Consider the following 14342-nt stretch of genomic DNA (forward strand, 5'->3'; position numbering starts at 1 on the left):
GCGCGGAGGGCCGGATCGGTGCCCCGGTGCCCGTCCCGCGGTGCCCCGCGGGACGGGCGCCCTGCTAGGACTCGGACATCTCCTTGCAGAAGTCGGTGTCGGCGTAGTCCTTGGTGCAGATCTCCTCGACGGTGTAGAAGCCGTCGGAGACCACCGTCTCCTCGACCTGGTCGACGGTGACCGGGACCGGCTCCAGCAGGACCGCGGAGACCTCTTCGCCGCTGCCGTCCTCGATCTTGCTGATGCCGTGCTCGCCGCCGTCGTACTCCTCGCCGGTGGCCGCGGCGACCGCCATGTCGGCGGCGATCTCGGCCTCGGGGCGGATGGACTTGTAGACCGTCATGTACTGCTCGCCCGCGACGACCCGCTGGATGCCGGCGAGTTCGGCGTCCTGGCCGGTGATCGGGGGCAGGTCGTCGACGCCGGCGCTCTTCAGCGCGGCGACGATGCCGGCCGCCATGCCGTCGTTGGCCGAGTAGACGCCGGCGATGTCGTCGGCGCCGATGGAGGTGATCGCCTGCTCCATCTGGGTCTGGGCGCGGTCCGGCGACCAGTCCGGGGTGTCGAACTCCTGGGCGATCTCGACCTGGCCGTCGAGCACCTCGTGCGCGCCCGCCTTGAAGTCGCCGGCGTTGGGGTCGGTGGGGGAGCCGTTGATCATCACGATCTCGGCGTCCTCGTCGGCCTTCGCCTTGTCCAGGGCCTCCAGCAGGGCGCGGCCCTGGACCCGGCCGACCTCCTTGTTGTCGAAGGAGACGTAGTAGTCCACGCCGCCCTCGGCGAGCCGGTCGTAGGCCACCACCGGGACGCCCTGGCTCTGCGCGTTCTTCACGATGCCGCCGGCCGCCTCGGAGTCGACGGCGTCCAGCACCAGCACGTCCACGCCGTCGGTGAGCATCGCCTCGGCCTGGGACTGCTGCTTGGAGGTCTGCTGGTCGGCGTTCTGGTAGAGCAGCTCGCACTTCTCGCACCGGTCGGCCAGCGCCTCTTCGAAGTACGGCTTGTCGAACTTGTCGTAGCGGGCGGTCTTGGACTCGGGGAGCAGCAGGCCGACGGTGAAGCCCTCGTCCACGCTGTGGGTCTCGCCGTCCGCGGCCCCGCCGCCGGTCGTGGTGGCGCCGCAGCCGGTGGCGAGCAGCGCCAGCACGGCGGCCGCCCCCGCCGCGGCACCGCGCAGCATCGTGTTCTTCGACTTCAAGGGGATGTTCCTCCTACTCAGGGCGAACACCGGGCAGGGGAACGCGAAGCCCGGTGAACCGATGTGTGAAGTCAAGCCCCCGGAAACTTTGCCGTCAAGTCTTGAACACATAACTGAAACGTCACGAGAGTTTCGTTCAACCCGTGAAGCAAATATTTGCGCAGGTCGCAGCAAGGATCGCATGGCTGTGAACATCTGTGGGCCCCCCGGGTGCACCCCGCCCGCACCGCTGCCTTGACCCGGTTTCCCCAGGTGGGAGCCGACATCGACGGCGCCGCAGGCGTTCCCGGGTGGCACAGGCCTCGCCCGCCTGTGAGCGACGTCGCGGCGCCCGCCGCGCCGCCCCGGAGGCGGGTTCCGGGGACAGCGGTCGAAGGCGGGGGCGCTCCGGGGCCCGCGCCGCCCCGCGCCGCGGGCCCCGGGCTCCGCCCGCGCGGCCTCCCCGGTCCGGCGCCGGTCCGGGCTACCCCGCCGGCACCGCCGAGGCCGCGGCGCGGAGCGCGCCGCGGATCACCGCGTCCTCGCCCAGCGCGCCCGGCTCGATCCGCAGATCGCGCAGGGCGCTGCCGAGGGCGCCCAGCTCCAGCGAGCGCCGGCACGGCTCCATCAGCCGCTCCCCCGCCGCCGCGAGCTCCCCGCCGATCAGCACCATCTCCGGGTTGAACGCGTTCACCAGCACCGCGACCCCCCGGCCCAGCGCGGACCCGGCCTCGGAGACGATCCGCCGGGCGCCCGGATCGCCCCGCTCCGCGGCCCCGATCAGCCCGCCCAGGTCGCTCGGCGCCCCCGGGCCCCCCTGCGTCGGCACCATGTCCACCAGGTAGGGGGCGCCGACCAGCGTCTCCAGGCAGCCCCGGTTGCCGCAGCGGCACACCTGGCCGCGCTCGTCCAGGCCGATGTGCCCGATCTCCCCGGCGGTGCCGCCCGCTCCGCGGAACAGCCGGCCCTCCACCATGATCCCCGCGCCGACCCCCTGGGAGAGGCGCACGTAGACCAGGTGCCGCACCCCCCGCCCGGCGCCTTCGGCCGCCTCCGCCTGCACCGCGAGGTTGGCGTCGTTCTCCGCCAGCGCAGGCAGGCCCAGCCGGGCCGCGAGCAGCTCGGCCGGGCGCGCCCCGGCCCAGGCCGGCATGCAGGTGATCGCGCCGACCTCGCCGGTGCGCACGTCCACCGGCCCCGGCACCGCCGCGCACACCCCCAGCACCGCGGAGCGGTCCAGCCGGGCCCCGGCCAGCACCGTCTCCAGCAGCCAGACCGCGCGCCGCACCCCCTTGGCCGGGTCGGCGGCCACCTCGTAGGGGATGGACTCGCGGACCAGCGTCCGGCCGTCGGTGTCGCCGACCGCCGCGGTGATCCGGGAGTTGCCGAAGTCGAGCGCGGCCACCGCGCCGGGGGCGCGGCGCAGTGTGACGGCGCGGGCGCGGCGCCCGTTGGAGGAGGTGCCGCGGACCGATACGGTGCCCGCGGTGCGCAGGTCGCGCACGATGTTGGAGACGCTGGCCGCGGAGAGGCCGGTGGCCCGCGCGATCTCCGCCTGGGTCAGCGTGCCGGCCTCGCGCAGCGCCTCCACCACGCGGCGGCGGTTGGCCTCCCGGAGTGCGGCCTGGGAGCCCGGGGTCACCTCGACGTCGGTCACTGAGCCCCTTCTCTACCTCTCCCGCCGGCCGCGGCGCGGCCCTCCGGAGTGGAAGCGTACTGGTGAGAGCCAGCTTACAAGGCTTGAAACCAGGGCTCTCCGGGCTCCGCCGCGCGGGCCCGGGTAGGGTGCCGGGCATGCCCACCGTGCCCACCCGCTCCCCCGACTGGCGCTCCCGCGTCGCCGACCTGCTGCTCCGCGCCCCGGCCCGTGCCGGGCGGTGCCGGGTCCTCGGCCTGGAGGGGCCGTCCGGGTCCGGCAAGACGTCGCTGGCCGGAGCGCTCGCCGAGCGGCTCCGCTGCCCGGTGGTGCACATGGACGACCTCTACCCCGGGTGGGAGGGCCTTGCCGCCTCGGTCGCCCGGGCCCGCCGCGAGGTCCTCGACCCGATCGCCGAGGGCCGCCCGGCCGACTGGCGCCGGTGGGACTGGGAGGCCGGGGACTGGGCCCCCGACGGCCCCGGCGGCCGGCACCGGCTGGACCCGCCCGGCCTCCTGGTCATCGAGGGGTGCGGCTCCGGCGGCGCGGAGCTGCGCCCCGCCCTGTCCCTGCTGGCCTGGGTCGAGGCCCCGGAGCGGGTGCGGGCCGAGCGGCTGGACGCCCGCTCCGACGCCGCCCTGTACGCCCCCTACCGCTCGATGTGGGCCGCGCAGGAGGCCCGGTTCTACGCCTCCGACGCCCCGCGCGACCACGCCGACCTGGTACTGGAGAACGGCTGATCCCTCCGGTGGGGAAGGCCCGCCGGGCCGGCGCCCGATCCGGCAAGGGCGCCGGTCCCCGGGCGCGGCCGGGGCCGTTCACCGTTCGGCTCCCCCGGCCGTGCACGGGCGCGTCCGGGCGGATGCCGCGCGCCGCCGGGCGTTCCCGGCCGACCCGGCGGCCGCTCCGCGCGCGGGCCCTCCGGAGGACGCCGGAACGTCCTCTGCCGGGGAGCCCCGGCTCAGGGGCTCCCGCCCCCGGCCGCCCGAGCGCCCGGAGACCCCGGGCACATCGCGGCCCCGGGCCGGAACCGGGGGCCGGCGGCGGGAGCACCCGGGCCGCGCGGTGCGGGGGCGCGGCCGCGCCCCGGGCTCAGGGGGCCGAGGGCAGGGCGCGCAGGGCGCGCAGGTCGGCCTCCATCGCGTCCACGCCCTGCCGGAGCCGGACGACGTGCGCCTCGGCCTGCTGGTGGCGGGCCTGAGCGGCCTGGACCGCGCTCGGGTAGCCGTTGCGCGGCCCCATCGAGCCGGTGACCCCCATCGCGGCGATCCGGGCGCCCGCCCAGAGCAGGAAGACCGATCCCGTCCACCCGGCGACCGACCCGGCGGCGCCGCCGATGCCGGCCGCCACGACCAGCGCGATGACCAGCACCCAGACCGGGACCTTGAGCCGCCGGTGCAGGGTGTACAGCCGCGCCTCGCGCTCCCACTCCTCGGCGGCGGTGCCCTGCTCGGCCTGGGCCCGGCTGAGCGCCTCGCGCCACTCCGCCCGCTCCTTGGCCACCGTGGCCACCAGGCCCGACATGGACCGGAGCACCGCGGCCATGCCGGCCCGCCGCGCGCCGCGGGCCTGCTCCACCGGGGCCCAGAGCAGCGCGTGCAGCTCGGCCGCGTCCGCGTCGCCCTGCGGCGGCGGGCCCGCGACCTGCTCCGGGTGGAGCAGGTGCGCCAGGACCCGGGCCGAGTCGATCGGCGGCCCGCTCAGCCGGGAGGTGCCGGACCGCAGCCGCCGCTGGAACTCCACCGCCGCCTGGTCGGCCTCCTCCAGGTCGTGCAGGAGGCGGCGGCGGTCCTCGGCGTCCGGGCCCTGGTGCAGCGCCATGGCGCGCAGCACCTCGGGCCGGGCCACCAGCAGCAGGTCGTTGGCGGGCGGGGCGCCGGTGAACAGCGCCTGGGTGTCGGAGAACTGCTCCCGCAGCCCGGCCAGGGAGGCGTCCCGGCCGCGGAACACCGGCGGCAGGTCCGGCCGGAGCTGGGCGATGAACCAGGCCAGGGCGATGTTGGCGTCGTCGGGGCGGCGCCGGAACAGCGAGCGGTCCACCGCGGTGTCCCGGGCGTCGCTGATCAGCCAGCTGCCGAGCGCGTCGCGCGCGCCGTCGTCGCCGAACACCCGGACCGCGTGGCCCCAGTCGCGCTGCATCGCCTCGGCCAGCGCACCGGGCTCGGTGTACTTGGCCCCGGCGAACCAGTACGGCGGGGTCTCCCCGGGCGGGCCCGGGGCGTAGGCGGGCACCGCGCCGGAGGGCCCGGCGGAGGGGACCGGGGTGTAGGGCGGCGGGGTGCCCGGACCCGGCGGGATGTACGGCGGGGGCGAGGGGTGCACCGCCCCGGACGGGTACGGGCCCGCGGGCGGCGGGGTCGGCGGTCCGGCGGGCGGGGCCCCGGGGGCGGACGGGGGCGCGAGCGCGGAGGCCGCGTGCCCCTCCTCCCCGGCGAGCCGGGTGTACTGCCGGGTCGCCGGCGCCCCGGGGCCGGCCTCCCCCGGTGCGAGCGCGGTGTACTGGCGGGTCCCCGGCGCCTCGGCGGGCTCCACCCGGGTGGGGTCGGCCGCCCCCTGGACGCGGGTGGCGCCGTCCGCCCCCTCGACCCGGGTCGCGCCGTCCGCCCCCTGGACCCGGGTGGCGCCGTCCGCGGAGACCTCGGCGGCCGCTCCGCCGGCGGCGGCCTGCGGGGCCGCGGAGCCCCCGGCGGCGGGGGCGTCCAGGAGCAGGTCGAGCAGGCCGCGCGCGGTCGGCCGCCGCGCCGGGTCCTTCTCCAGGCAGGCCAGCACGATCGGGAGCAGCGGCTCGGCGATGCCCTCGGTGTCGGGGGCCCCGGAGAGGATCCGGGTGATCCTGGCCACCTGGGTGGGCGCGGAGAACGCCTCCCTGCCGGTGGCGGCGAACGCCAGCACCGCACCCCAGGCGAAGACGTCCACGGCCGGGGTGAGGCGCAGCCCCTCCAGCTGCTCGGGCGCCATGTAGCCGACGGTGCCCACCACCCCGCTGGCGGTGACCGAGGTGGTCTCCACCGCCCGCGCGATGCCGAAGTCGATCACCCGGGGGCCGTCCGCGGCGAGCAGGATGTTCTCCGGCTTCAGGTCGCGGTGGACCACCCCGGCGCCGTGGATCGCGGCCAGCGCGGTGGCCGTGGACACCGCCAGCCGGTGCAGGTCGGCCCCGCCGCGCGGGCCGTCCTCGGCGACGGCGTCCTGCAGGGTGGGGCCGTCGATGTACTCGGTGGCGATCCACGGCCGCTCCGCCTCGGGGTCGGCGCCGAGGATCGCCGCGATGCAGAACCCGCTGACCTTGCGGGCCTGCTCCACCTCGGCCGCGAACCGGCGCCGCATGTCCGCGTCGCCGGCCCAGGTGGCGTGGAGCAGCTTGACCGCCGCCCGCCGCCCGTCGGGCGCCTCGCCGAGGAAGACCTCGCCGAACCCGCCCCGGCCGAGCCTTCGGACCAGCCGGTAGTCGCCGACGGTCTGCTGTTCGGTACCGGTCTCCTCGTCGCCCATGCCCGCCTTTCTCACGCCGGAAGCGCGCGCCGCGGAACCGGGCGCGCGGGGGTCGACGCGGTGGGCCTGGGGGAATGGGGGGTTTCGCCGTTCCTGCGAAGGCTCCGCGGACCCGAACGGGATGATGTTCCCAGAGGGACAGGGTATACGCGATCCGGCGGCCGCTCCCCTCGCCGTGCGCGGGAGAGCGGCCGCCGGGGCCGGTCCGGTCAGGTGCGGTCAGTCGTCGCCGTCGTCGCCGTCCTCCTCGTCACCGCCGTCCTCGTCGCCGCCCTCCTCCTGGGAGGAGTCGTCTCCGCCGCCGGTCAGGTCGCAGGCGGTCCCGGAGAGCACGATGAACGAGGCGATGGCGCCGGCCGCGGCGAGGCGGCGGAGCAGGGCGAGGCGTGGTCGGGGCATGGCGTCTCCTTCGGTCGCGGCCGCAGTCTCCCGCTCCCCCTTCCCCGCCCAGGGCGGGCCACGCCCGGTGGACCGGAACGGGTCAGCTCCCGTCGTCCGCCCCCTCGTCCATCCCGTCTTCCATCCCCTCGTCCGCGCCGTCGCCGCCGTCCTGGTCCATCTCCTCGTCCATGCCGGCGCCCTCGGACTCCTCCATGCCGCCGTCCTCCATCCCCTCTTCCTGCTCCATCTGCTCGTCCTGCATCTGCTCGCCCTCGGTGCCCTCCTCAGAGGAGCCGCCCCCGGAGCCGGAGGTCAGGTCGCAGGCTGCCGCGGACAGCACCACGGCTCCGGCGACGGCGCCGGCCGCGGCGAGGCGGCGGAGCAGGGCGATCGTCCGTGCGGACATGGTCGTCTCCCATCACTGGTTTCACTGGTTCCCGTTCGCCCCCGCCGGGGCCGGCGGGGGAGGTCTGCCCGTCCCGGGCTAGGCGACGGTCACCCGCACCTCGTGGTGGCCGGTCGCGCCGTCGGGGGCGGGAGGGGCCTCCTCCGCGGTCTGCACCCGCCCGTCGGCGGTGGTCGCGCGGACCGCCAAGGCGTGCTCGCCCGGCTCGGCGTCGTCCCAGTCGAAGACCCACTGCCGCCAGGTGTCCGCGGTGGCCTCCTCGGCGAGCCGGGCCTCCCGCCACCCGCCGCCGTCCACCCGCACCTCCACCCGGTCGATCCCGGTGTTCTGGGCCCAGGCCACCCCGGCCACGGTCACCCCGCCGGGGCCGGCCGAGGCGCCGTCCCTCGGGGTGTCGATGCGGGACTGCACCTTGATCGGGCCCCGCGCCGACCAGCCCCGCGGCACCCAGTAGGCGTCGAACGCGTCGAAGGTGGTCAGCTCCAGTTCGGTGAGCCACTTGCAGGCCGATACGTAGCCGTACAGGCCCGGGACGACCATCCGCACCGGGAAGCCGTGGTCGGCCGGGAGCGGCCGGCCGTTCATGCCCAGCGCGAGCAGCGCGTCCCGGCCGTCCATCACGTCCTCCACCGGGGTGCCGATGGTCATCCCGTCCGAGGAGCGGGAGACCAGCTGGTCGGCCGGGCCGCCTTCGGACGGCGGGCGCACCCCGGCCTCGCGCAGCAGCGCGGCCAGCGGCACCCCGATCCACCGGGCGTTGCCGACGTAGGGGCCGCCGACCCGGTTGGAGACACAGGTCAGAGTGACGTCCCGCTCCGCCAGATCGGACCGGTCCAGCAGGTCCTGGAAGGTGAAGACGGTCTCCCGGGCGCCCGCGCCGTGCAGCCGCAGGCTCCACCGGCCGGCGTCGATCCGCGGCACCACCAGCGCGGTGTCGATCCGGTAGAAGTCCTCCGTCGGGGTGAAGAACGGCGCCAGGCCGGCGACCTCCAGGTCGGCGCCGTCCGGCACCGGGCGGGCCGGGGAGGCGGGGCGGGGCAGCGCGAAGCGCATGCTCTGCTCCGCCCCCGATCCTGCTCTGGAGGTGTAGGCCCGCGCCCCGGCGGCCGCCCCGGCCGACACCGCCGCCGCGGCGCCCGCGAGCAGCACGAAGCGGCGCCGGTCGAACCCCTCCCCCGGGGCCGCCGGGTCCGCCGCGGCCCCGGCGGGCTCCGCCTTGGCGGGCTTCTCCCCGGCGGGCTCCGCCCCGGTGCCCCCGGCGCCCCGCTCCGGCTCCGCCGGCCGGGCGGGCGGGCCGGCCGCGTGCAGCAGCAGCCGCAGCACCAGGTAGGCGGCGGCCCCGCCGACCAGCCCGGGAAGGACCGCGAGCGGCCCGGCGTCGGGCCGGCTCAGTGCGGCGGCCGCGGCCACCGCGGCCAGCGCGCCGGCGCCGATCCCGCCGATCCAGGGGCGGCGCCGCGCCGCGACCCCCAGCAGGGCCGCGGCGACCGCCAGCACCGCGACCATCCCGCCCAGCAGCACCGCCTTGTCGGCGGTGCCGAAGGCCTGCACCGCGAACTCCTTCAGCGGGCGGGGCGCCAGGTCGATGACGGCGCCGCCGACCGCGGTCAGCGGCGCGGCGTCGGGGCCGACCGGCACCGTCGCGACCTCGGCCGCGGCCAGCCCGGCCCCGGCCGCGACCAGCCCGCCGACCGCCGCGGCCGCACCCCTCGCGCTCGGGGCGGATTTCCGGTTCTGCTGCTTCGTCTCGGACACACCCCTGCTTCGGAGCCGCCCCCGGGGAGGAGACCCCGCCCCGGCGACTTTTTCCGCCGCCCCTCCCCCGGCCGGGTCGCCTCCGGGCCGCCGGCTCCGAATGCGAGGATGACGGATCCGGACGACCCGACGGGCAGGGTGGGATGAGGGTGGACGAAGCGGTTCCGGCGCACCCGCCGGACGGGGCCGGGGCGCGGGAGCTGGCCGGGCTGCTGCGGCGGACCGCGCTGGGCGACGCGGCGGCCTTCGAGGGGCTCTACCGCGAGCTGGCCGGGCCGGTGCTCGGGCTGGCCTCCCGGGTGCTGCGGGACAGGGCCCAGGCCGAGGAGGTGGCGCAGGAGGTGTTCGTCGAGGTGTGGCGGCTGGCCGCGCGGTACGACCCCGAGGCGGGAGGGGTGCGCGCCTGGGTGCTGACCGTCGCGCACCGCCGGGCCGTCGACCGGGTCCGCGCCGAGCAGGCCGCGTCCGACCGCGAGCTGCGCGCCGGGCGCGCCGAGCCCCGCTCCACCCCCGCCGACGAGGTGCCCGACCAGGTCGAGCGGGGCCTGGACCGGGAGCGGGTCCGCCGCTGCCTGGGCCGGCTGACCGAGCTGCAGCGGGAGGCGGTGCGGTTGACCTACTACCGGGGCTACACCCAGCGGGAGGCCGCGGCGGCGCTGCGCGTCCCGCTGACATCGGTCAAGGGGCGCCTGCGCGACGGGCTCATCCGGCTGCGCGACTGCCTGGGGGTGGCGGGGTGAACCGGCGCGAGACCGAACCGCACGGCCTGATCGCGGGCTACGCCGTGGACGCCTTGGACGAGGCGGAGCGGAAGGCCGTCGAGGCGCACCTGCCCGGCTGCGAGGAGTGCCGCCGCGACCTGCGCGAGTTCCGGGAGACGGCGGCCCTGCTCGGCTCCGCCGAGACGGTCCCTCCGTCAGAGGGGCTGTGGGGGCGCATCCGCGAGCAGGCCGAGCGCACCCGGCAGCTCCCGCCGGAGGCCGCCCCGGACCGGGGGAGGGTGCTGCCGCTGCGCCGCCGGACGCGCGCCGCGCTGCCGTGGGCGGTGGCCGCCGCGGCGGTGCTGGCGGCCGCGGTCCTGGGCGGGGTCGTGGTGGAGCAGAACGGCCGGATGGAGTCGATGCGGACGCACACCGCGGAGGTGGAGGCGCTGCTCGCCGCCGAGGACACGGAGATGGCGACCCGCCCGGTCTCGCACAGCGAGGCCAGCGCGACGCTGTTCGTCTCCCAGGAGAACGACACCGTGATGATCATGGTGGAGGGGCTGCCCCCGGCCCCCGACGGGATGGGGTACCAGCTCTGGTACGTCGACCCCGACGGGATGCGCTCGGCCGGGATGCTGCACGCCGACGGCGGGATGCTCACCGGCATGTCCCCCGGGCTGGGCGACGCGGTGCAGATCGGGATCAGCATGGAGCCCTCCGGGGGCGCCGAGCAGCCGACCGGGGAGCCGATGAAGGTGGACGTCTAGACGGGTTCCCGATGTTCCCGGCGGTGCGGCCCGGTCGGCGCGTGCCGACCGGGCCGCGGCGTCGGGATCGTCGGGGGCGGGGCGGCGCCCCGGGGGTCAGCGCTTCTGCTTGAGGAACCGGGAGACCGCCATGAAGACGAACACCGCCAGGCCGATGATCAGGGCCCACTTGATCAGGCCCAGCAGCGCCCCGAAGAGCCAGCCGGCGACGGAGAAGGCGAGGAAGATCGCGAGCGCGATGAGGAGGATGCGTCCCATGGCTCCACCGTAGGGCCGGCGGCGGGGCGGGCGCACCCCGCGGCACCGGGGTTCAGGGGAGTTTCGGGGGCGGGCCCCGGGCGGCTCAGGGTCGCCTCGGGGTCCGCCCCCGGGGCGTCACAGGTACCGGTCCCACCAGTCCAGGATCGCCGCGAACCGGGCGGTCCGGTGGCTGGGCAGGCCGCTGCGGGACATCTCGTGGTCCTCGCCGGGGAAGATGAGCATCTCCACTTCGGCGCCGCGCCGCTTGAGCACGGTGAACAGCCGCTGGGCCTGCTCCAGCGGGCAGCGGAGGTCCTGCTCGGAGTGGATGATGAGCATCGGCGCGCCGATCCGGTCGGCGTAGGTGAGCGGGCTCTGCGCGGCCCAGCCCTCCCGGTCGCCGTACAGGTCGTAGGCGAACTCCCAGCCGATGTCGCTGCTGCCGTGGAAGCTGTCGACGGCGCTGACCGACCGCTCGCTGATCGCCGCCCGGAACCGCTCGCCGTGGTGGGCCGCCATCCAGGTGGTCATGTAGCCGCCGTGCGAGCCGCCCAGCACCCCGACCCGGTCGGGGTCCAGGCCGTCCCGCTTGAGCGCCTCGTCCAGCAGCGCGTTCAGGTCGGCGGCGGTGACCCGGCCGACGTCGCCGAGGACCGCCCGGCCGTGCGCCTGCCCGTACCCGGAGGAGCCGCGCGGGTTGCCCATCACCACCGCGTACCCGGCCTCGGCGTAGACCTGCGCCTCGTCGAAGACCCTCCAGCCGTACTGGGCGAACGGGCCGCCGTGGATCATCAGCAGCACCGGGTGCGGCCCGGGGCCGGCCGGGCGGACCAGCCAGCCGTGCACCGGGTACCCGTCCGGGGCGGCGCCCTCGATCTCCTCCGGCGGCAGCCAGCCGGGGTGGGTGTTGAACGCGGTGAGGACGCGCTCGCCCGCCCCGTCCAGCGCCACCAGCTCGCCCGGGGAGCGGGCGTCGCCCACCGGGACCACGGTCGTGCCCGCGGCATGGGCGGGGGTGCCGGCCAGCCGCTCGCCGCCGAGCAGCACCTCGGGCTCGCCGCCGCCGTAGGGCACCAGCAGCAGGCGCACCGCACCGCGGTGCTCGGCGGGGAAGAGCACGCCGTCGGCGACCGGGACCGCCGCGGTGCCCATGCCCAGGTGGAACCGCTCCTCGTCGGTGAGGCGGACCGGCGGTGCGCCGCCGTCCGCCGGAACCGACCACAGGCCCTCGTTCTCCGTGGTGGCCCGGGTGCGCTCCGGCCCGGGGTCGTGGGCGGTGAAGACCACCGACGACCCGTCCGGGGTGAACCGGGCGGCGGAGGCCGCCAGGTCGTTGCGGGTGATCCGGCGCAGCCCGGTGCCGTCGGGGGCGCAGGTCCACACGTCGGCGACCATGTCGGTGTCGCGGCCCTCGTGCCGGGCGGAGGCGAACGCCAGCAGCCGGCCGTCCGGGCTCCAGTCCGGCCCGGAGTGGTCGTGGTCGCCCTCGGTGACCCGGACCGGTTCGGGCTGGCTCCCGGCGGTCTCGGCCGCATCGACGGTGAACAGGTGCGTCCGCCGGTCGTTGGTGTAGCCGACGCCGTTCAGCCGGTACCGGAGGGCGGTGATCCGGCGCGGCGGCTCCTTGCCGGGCTCTCCCCGGTACCGGCCCTCCTCGGGGACCCGCGCCAGGTAGGCGATGCGGGTGCCGTCCGGGCTCCAGACCGGGTCGGAGACGCCCAGCGGGTGGCCGGTGAGCCGCCACGGCTCCCCGCCGCCGGCCGGCATCACGTACAGCTGGGCCCCGGTCCCCTCCTCGGCGCGCAGGAACGCGATCCGGGTGCCGTCCGGGGAGAAGGCCGGGGCGGAGTCCCGCCCGCCGCGGGTGAGCCGCGCCGGTTCGGCCGAGCCGTCGGCGGGGACCCGCCACAGCTCGCCGCGGTAGGCGTCGGCCGCGGTGTCCGAGCGGACCACCGCGGCCACCGCGGTCCGGCCGTCCGGGGAGAGGGCGGGCGCCCCGAGGGAGTGGAAACGCTCGATGTCGACGTGGGTCATGGGAGGACCCTACGGTCCGCCCTCCCCGCCCGACAGGGCTTTTCCGGCGCTCCCGGCCGGGCGGCCCGGCCGGACCGGCCGCGGTCAGGCCGGCTGCTGCTCGCCCTCCGGGGCCTCCCGCTGCGCGGGCGCCCGGCGGACGAAGAGGGTCGCGACGAAGGCCAGGGTGCCGATGACCGCGCCGAGTTGGAACGCCGTGTGGATGCCGGCCGCCTGGGCGGCGACGTCCTCCGCTCCGGCGCCGATCCGGCCGGCCGCCACCGCGCTCATCACCGCGACGAACATCGCGGTGCCCGCGGCGCCGGCGAGCTGCTGCACGGTGCCGACGACGGCGCTGCCGTGCGAGTAGAGCTCCGGGCGCAGCGAGCCGAGGGCGCCGGTGAGCAGCGGGGTGAACATGAGGCCCAGGCCGACGCTGAGCGTCATGTGCAGGGCCACCACGTAGCCCAGCGGGGTGTCGGGGCCCAGCAGCGTCATGCCCCACAGCACCAGGGCGACCACGGCCGCGCCCGGGGAGACCAGCGGCCGCGGGCCGTACCGGTCGAAGAGCCGGCCGACCAGCGGGGCGATCAGGCCCATCACCAGGCCGCCGGGGAGCACCACCAGGCCGGTGACCAGGGTGTCGTACCGCAGGACGTTCTGGATGTAGACCGGCAGCAGGATGATCGCGCCGAACAGCGCCATGAAGCTGACCGCGACCAGCACGATCGACAGCGTGAACGCCCCCGAGCGGAAGACCCGCAGGTCGAGCAGGGCGCGCTCGTCGCGCTGCAGCCGGAGCTGGCGGCCGACGAACAGCACCAGCGCCGCGGCGCCGACCGCGATCGCCGCCCACGGCGGCACGGCCGCGGTGCCGTGGCCCTCGCCGCCCAGCCCGGAGAAGCCGTAGACCAGGCCGCCGAAGGCGAACGCGGACACGACCACGGAGAGCACGTCCACCGCGGCCGGGCGCGGCTCGGTGACGTTGCGGATGAACGCGGTGCCGAGGGCCAGGCCGAGCAGCGCGATGGGCAGCACGATGCCGAACATCCAGCGCCAGTCCAGCGCGCTGAGGATGAACCCGGACAGCGTCGGGCCGACGGCGGGCGCCACGGACATGACGATCGAGATGTTGCCCATGGTGCGGCCGCGCCGGTCGGCGGGGACCATGTTCAGCACCGTGGTCATGAGCAGCGGCATCATGATCGCGGTGCCGCCCGCCTGGACGATCCGGCCGAGCAGCAGGACGGTGAACCCCGGCGCGAGGAAGCAGATCAGGGTGCCGGCGCTGAACAGGGTCATCGCGGCGATGAACACCTGGCGCAGGCGGAAGCGCTGCAGCAGGTAGCCGGTGACCGGGATGACGACCGCCATCACCAGCATGAACGCCGAGGTGAGCCACTGCCCGGTGGAGACCGGGATGCCCAGGTCCCGGTTGAGCACCGGCAGCGCCACGCTCATGATCGTCTCGTTCAGGATCACCACGAAGGCCGAGACCAGGAGGAGCGGGATCACGAACCTGTCGCCGCGGCGCGGTTCGGCTCCGGTCTCGGCCGCTGCGTGTTCGGGTCGCCCGGTCACAGGTCTCCTCAGGGTGTTCGGTGGGGGCCCGTTCTCGGCGCGGGGGCGCGCGGGCGCACCCGGGAGCGCGGGCGGGCGCGGCCGGGGCCGCGCCCCGCGGACTCCGGAGCAACCATTGCGGAGGCGCAGATATTCCCGCCCTCCCGGGCGGGGCGGCGCCTTTCCGGCGGCGGCTCCGCCCGCCCGGGCC

General features: G+C 76.7%; 12 protein-coding genes. 3 read left to right on the top strand and 9 right to left on the bottom strand.

What is annotated here, in order from left to right; translation table 11 throughout:
- Positions 1 to 64 precede the first annotated feature (64 nt).
- Together J0910_RS21415 and J0910_RS21420 are read right to left on the bottom strand one after the other, a co-directional pair.
- A complete protein-coding gene (locus J0910_RS21415) occupies positions 65 to 1180 on the bottom strand; it encodes an ABC transporter substrate-binding protein (protein ID WP_420162044.1) in 1116 nt (371 codons plus the stop codon).
- Between the two features lie 481 nt (positions 1181 to 1661).
- Positions 1662 to 2834 (bottom strand): ROK family transcriptional regulator, encoded by a 1173-nt coding sequence (locus J0910_RS21420; protein ID WP_420160334.1) that lies wholly within the window; start codon positions 2832 to 2834, stop codon positions 1662 to 1664.
- A gap of 137 nt (positions 2835 to 2971) precedes the next feature.
- On the opposite strand from J0910_RS21420, the gene J0910_RS21425 reads away from it, so the two are divergent.
- The gene (locus J0910_RS21425; protein ID WP_420160335.1) at positions 2972 to 3553 is read left to right on the top strand and encodes a nucleoside/nucleotide kinase family protein; all 582 of its coding nucleotides are present in this window, start codon (positions 2972 to 2974) and stop codon (positions 3551 to 3553) included.
- A gap of 352 nt (positions 3554 to 3905) precedes the next feature.
- On the opposite strand, the gene J0910_RS21430 is transcribed toward J0910_RS21425, so the two are convergent.
- The 4 genes from J0910_RS21430 to J0910_RS21445 form a co-directional block, all read right to left on the bottom strand.
- A complete protein-coding gene (locus J0910_RS21430) occupies positions 3906 to 6305 on the bottom strand; it encodes a serine/threonine-protein kinase (RefSeq protein ID WP_420160336.1) in 2400 nt (799 codons plus the stop codon).
- 219 nt (positions 6306 to 6524) lie between these two features.
- Positions 6525 to 6704 carry a DNA primase gene (locus J0910_RS21435; protein WP_420160337.1) on the bottom strand — a complete coding sequence of 60 codons (180 nt, stop codon included), beginning with the start codon at positions 6702 to 6704 and terminating at the stop codon, positions 6525 to 6527.
- Between the two features lie 82 nt (positions 6705 to 6786).
- The gene (locus tag J0910_RS21440; RefSeq protein ID WP_420160338.1) at positions 6787 to 7092 is read right to left on the bottom strand and encodes a hypothetical protein; all 306 of its coding nucleotides are present in this window, start codon (positions 7090 to 7092) and stop codon (positions 6787 to 6789) included.
- A 78-nt stretch (positions 7093 to 7170) separates the two neighbouring features.
- Positions 7171 to 8847 (bottom strand): molybdopterin-dependent oxidoreductase, encoded by a 1677-nt coding sequence (locus J0910_RS21445; protein WP_420160339.1) that lies wholly within the window; start codon positions 8845 to 8847, stop codon positions 7171 to 7173.
- Between the two features lie 143 nt (positions 8848 to 8990).
- On the opposite strand from J0910_RS21445, the gene sigK reads away from it, so the two are divergent.
- Both sigK and J0910_RS21455 read left to right on the top strand, forming a co-directional pair.
- Entirely contained in the window at positions 8991 to 9587 is a 597-nt protein-coding gene (sigK, locus tag J0910_RS21450) for an ECF RNA polymerase sigma factor SigK (protein ID WP_420160340.1), read from the top strand.
- Positions 9584 to 10318 (top strand): anti-sigma factor, encoded by a 735-nt coding sequence (locus J0910_RS21455; protein ID WP_420160341.1) that lies wholly within the window; start codon positions 9584 to 9586, stop codon positions 10316 to 10318. The genes sigK and J0910_RS21455 overlap by 4 nt, the downstream gene beginning before the upstream one ends.
- A 96-nt stretch (positions 10319 to 10414) precedes the next feature.
- Here the strand turns inward: J0910_RS21455 and J0910_RS21460 are convergent, their stop codons facing one another.
- From J0910_RS21460 to J0910_RS21470, 3 genes are all read right to left on the bottom strand, one after another.
- Positions 10415 to 10576: a hypothetical protein gene (locus J0910_RS21460; protein WP_420160342.1), complete on the bottom strand. Its 162-nt coding sequence runs from the start codon at positions 10574 to 10576 to the stop codon at positions 10415 to 10417.
- A gap of 117 nt (positions 10577 to 10693) precedes the next feature.
- The gene (locus J0910_RS21465; protein ID WP_420160343.1) at positions 10694 to 12592 is read right to left on the bottom strand and encodes a S9 family peptidase; all 1899 of its coding nucleotides are present in this window, start codon (positions 12590 to 12592) and stop codon (positions 10694 to 10696) included.
- An 84-nt stretch (positions 12593 to 12676) separates the two neighbouring features.
- Positions 12677 to 14152: an MDR family MFS transporter gene (locus J0910_RS21470; RefSeq protein ID WP_420160344.1), complete on the bottom strand. Its 1476-nt coding sequence runs from the start codon at positions 14150 to 14152 to the stop codon at positions 12677 to 12679.
- Positions 14153 to 14342 lie beyond the last annotated feature (190 nt).

Origin of the sequence: Nocardiopsis oceanisediminis (genome assembly GCF_048595525.1) — a bacterium.
GTDB classification, from domain to species: domain Bacteria; phylum Actinomycetota; class Actinomycetes; order Streptosporangiales; family Streptosporangiaceae; genus Nocardiopsis_A; species Nocardiopsis_A oceanisediminis.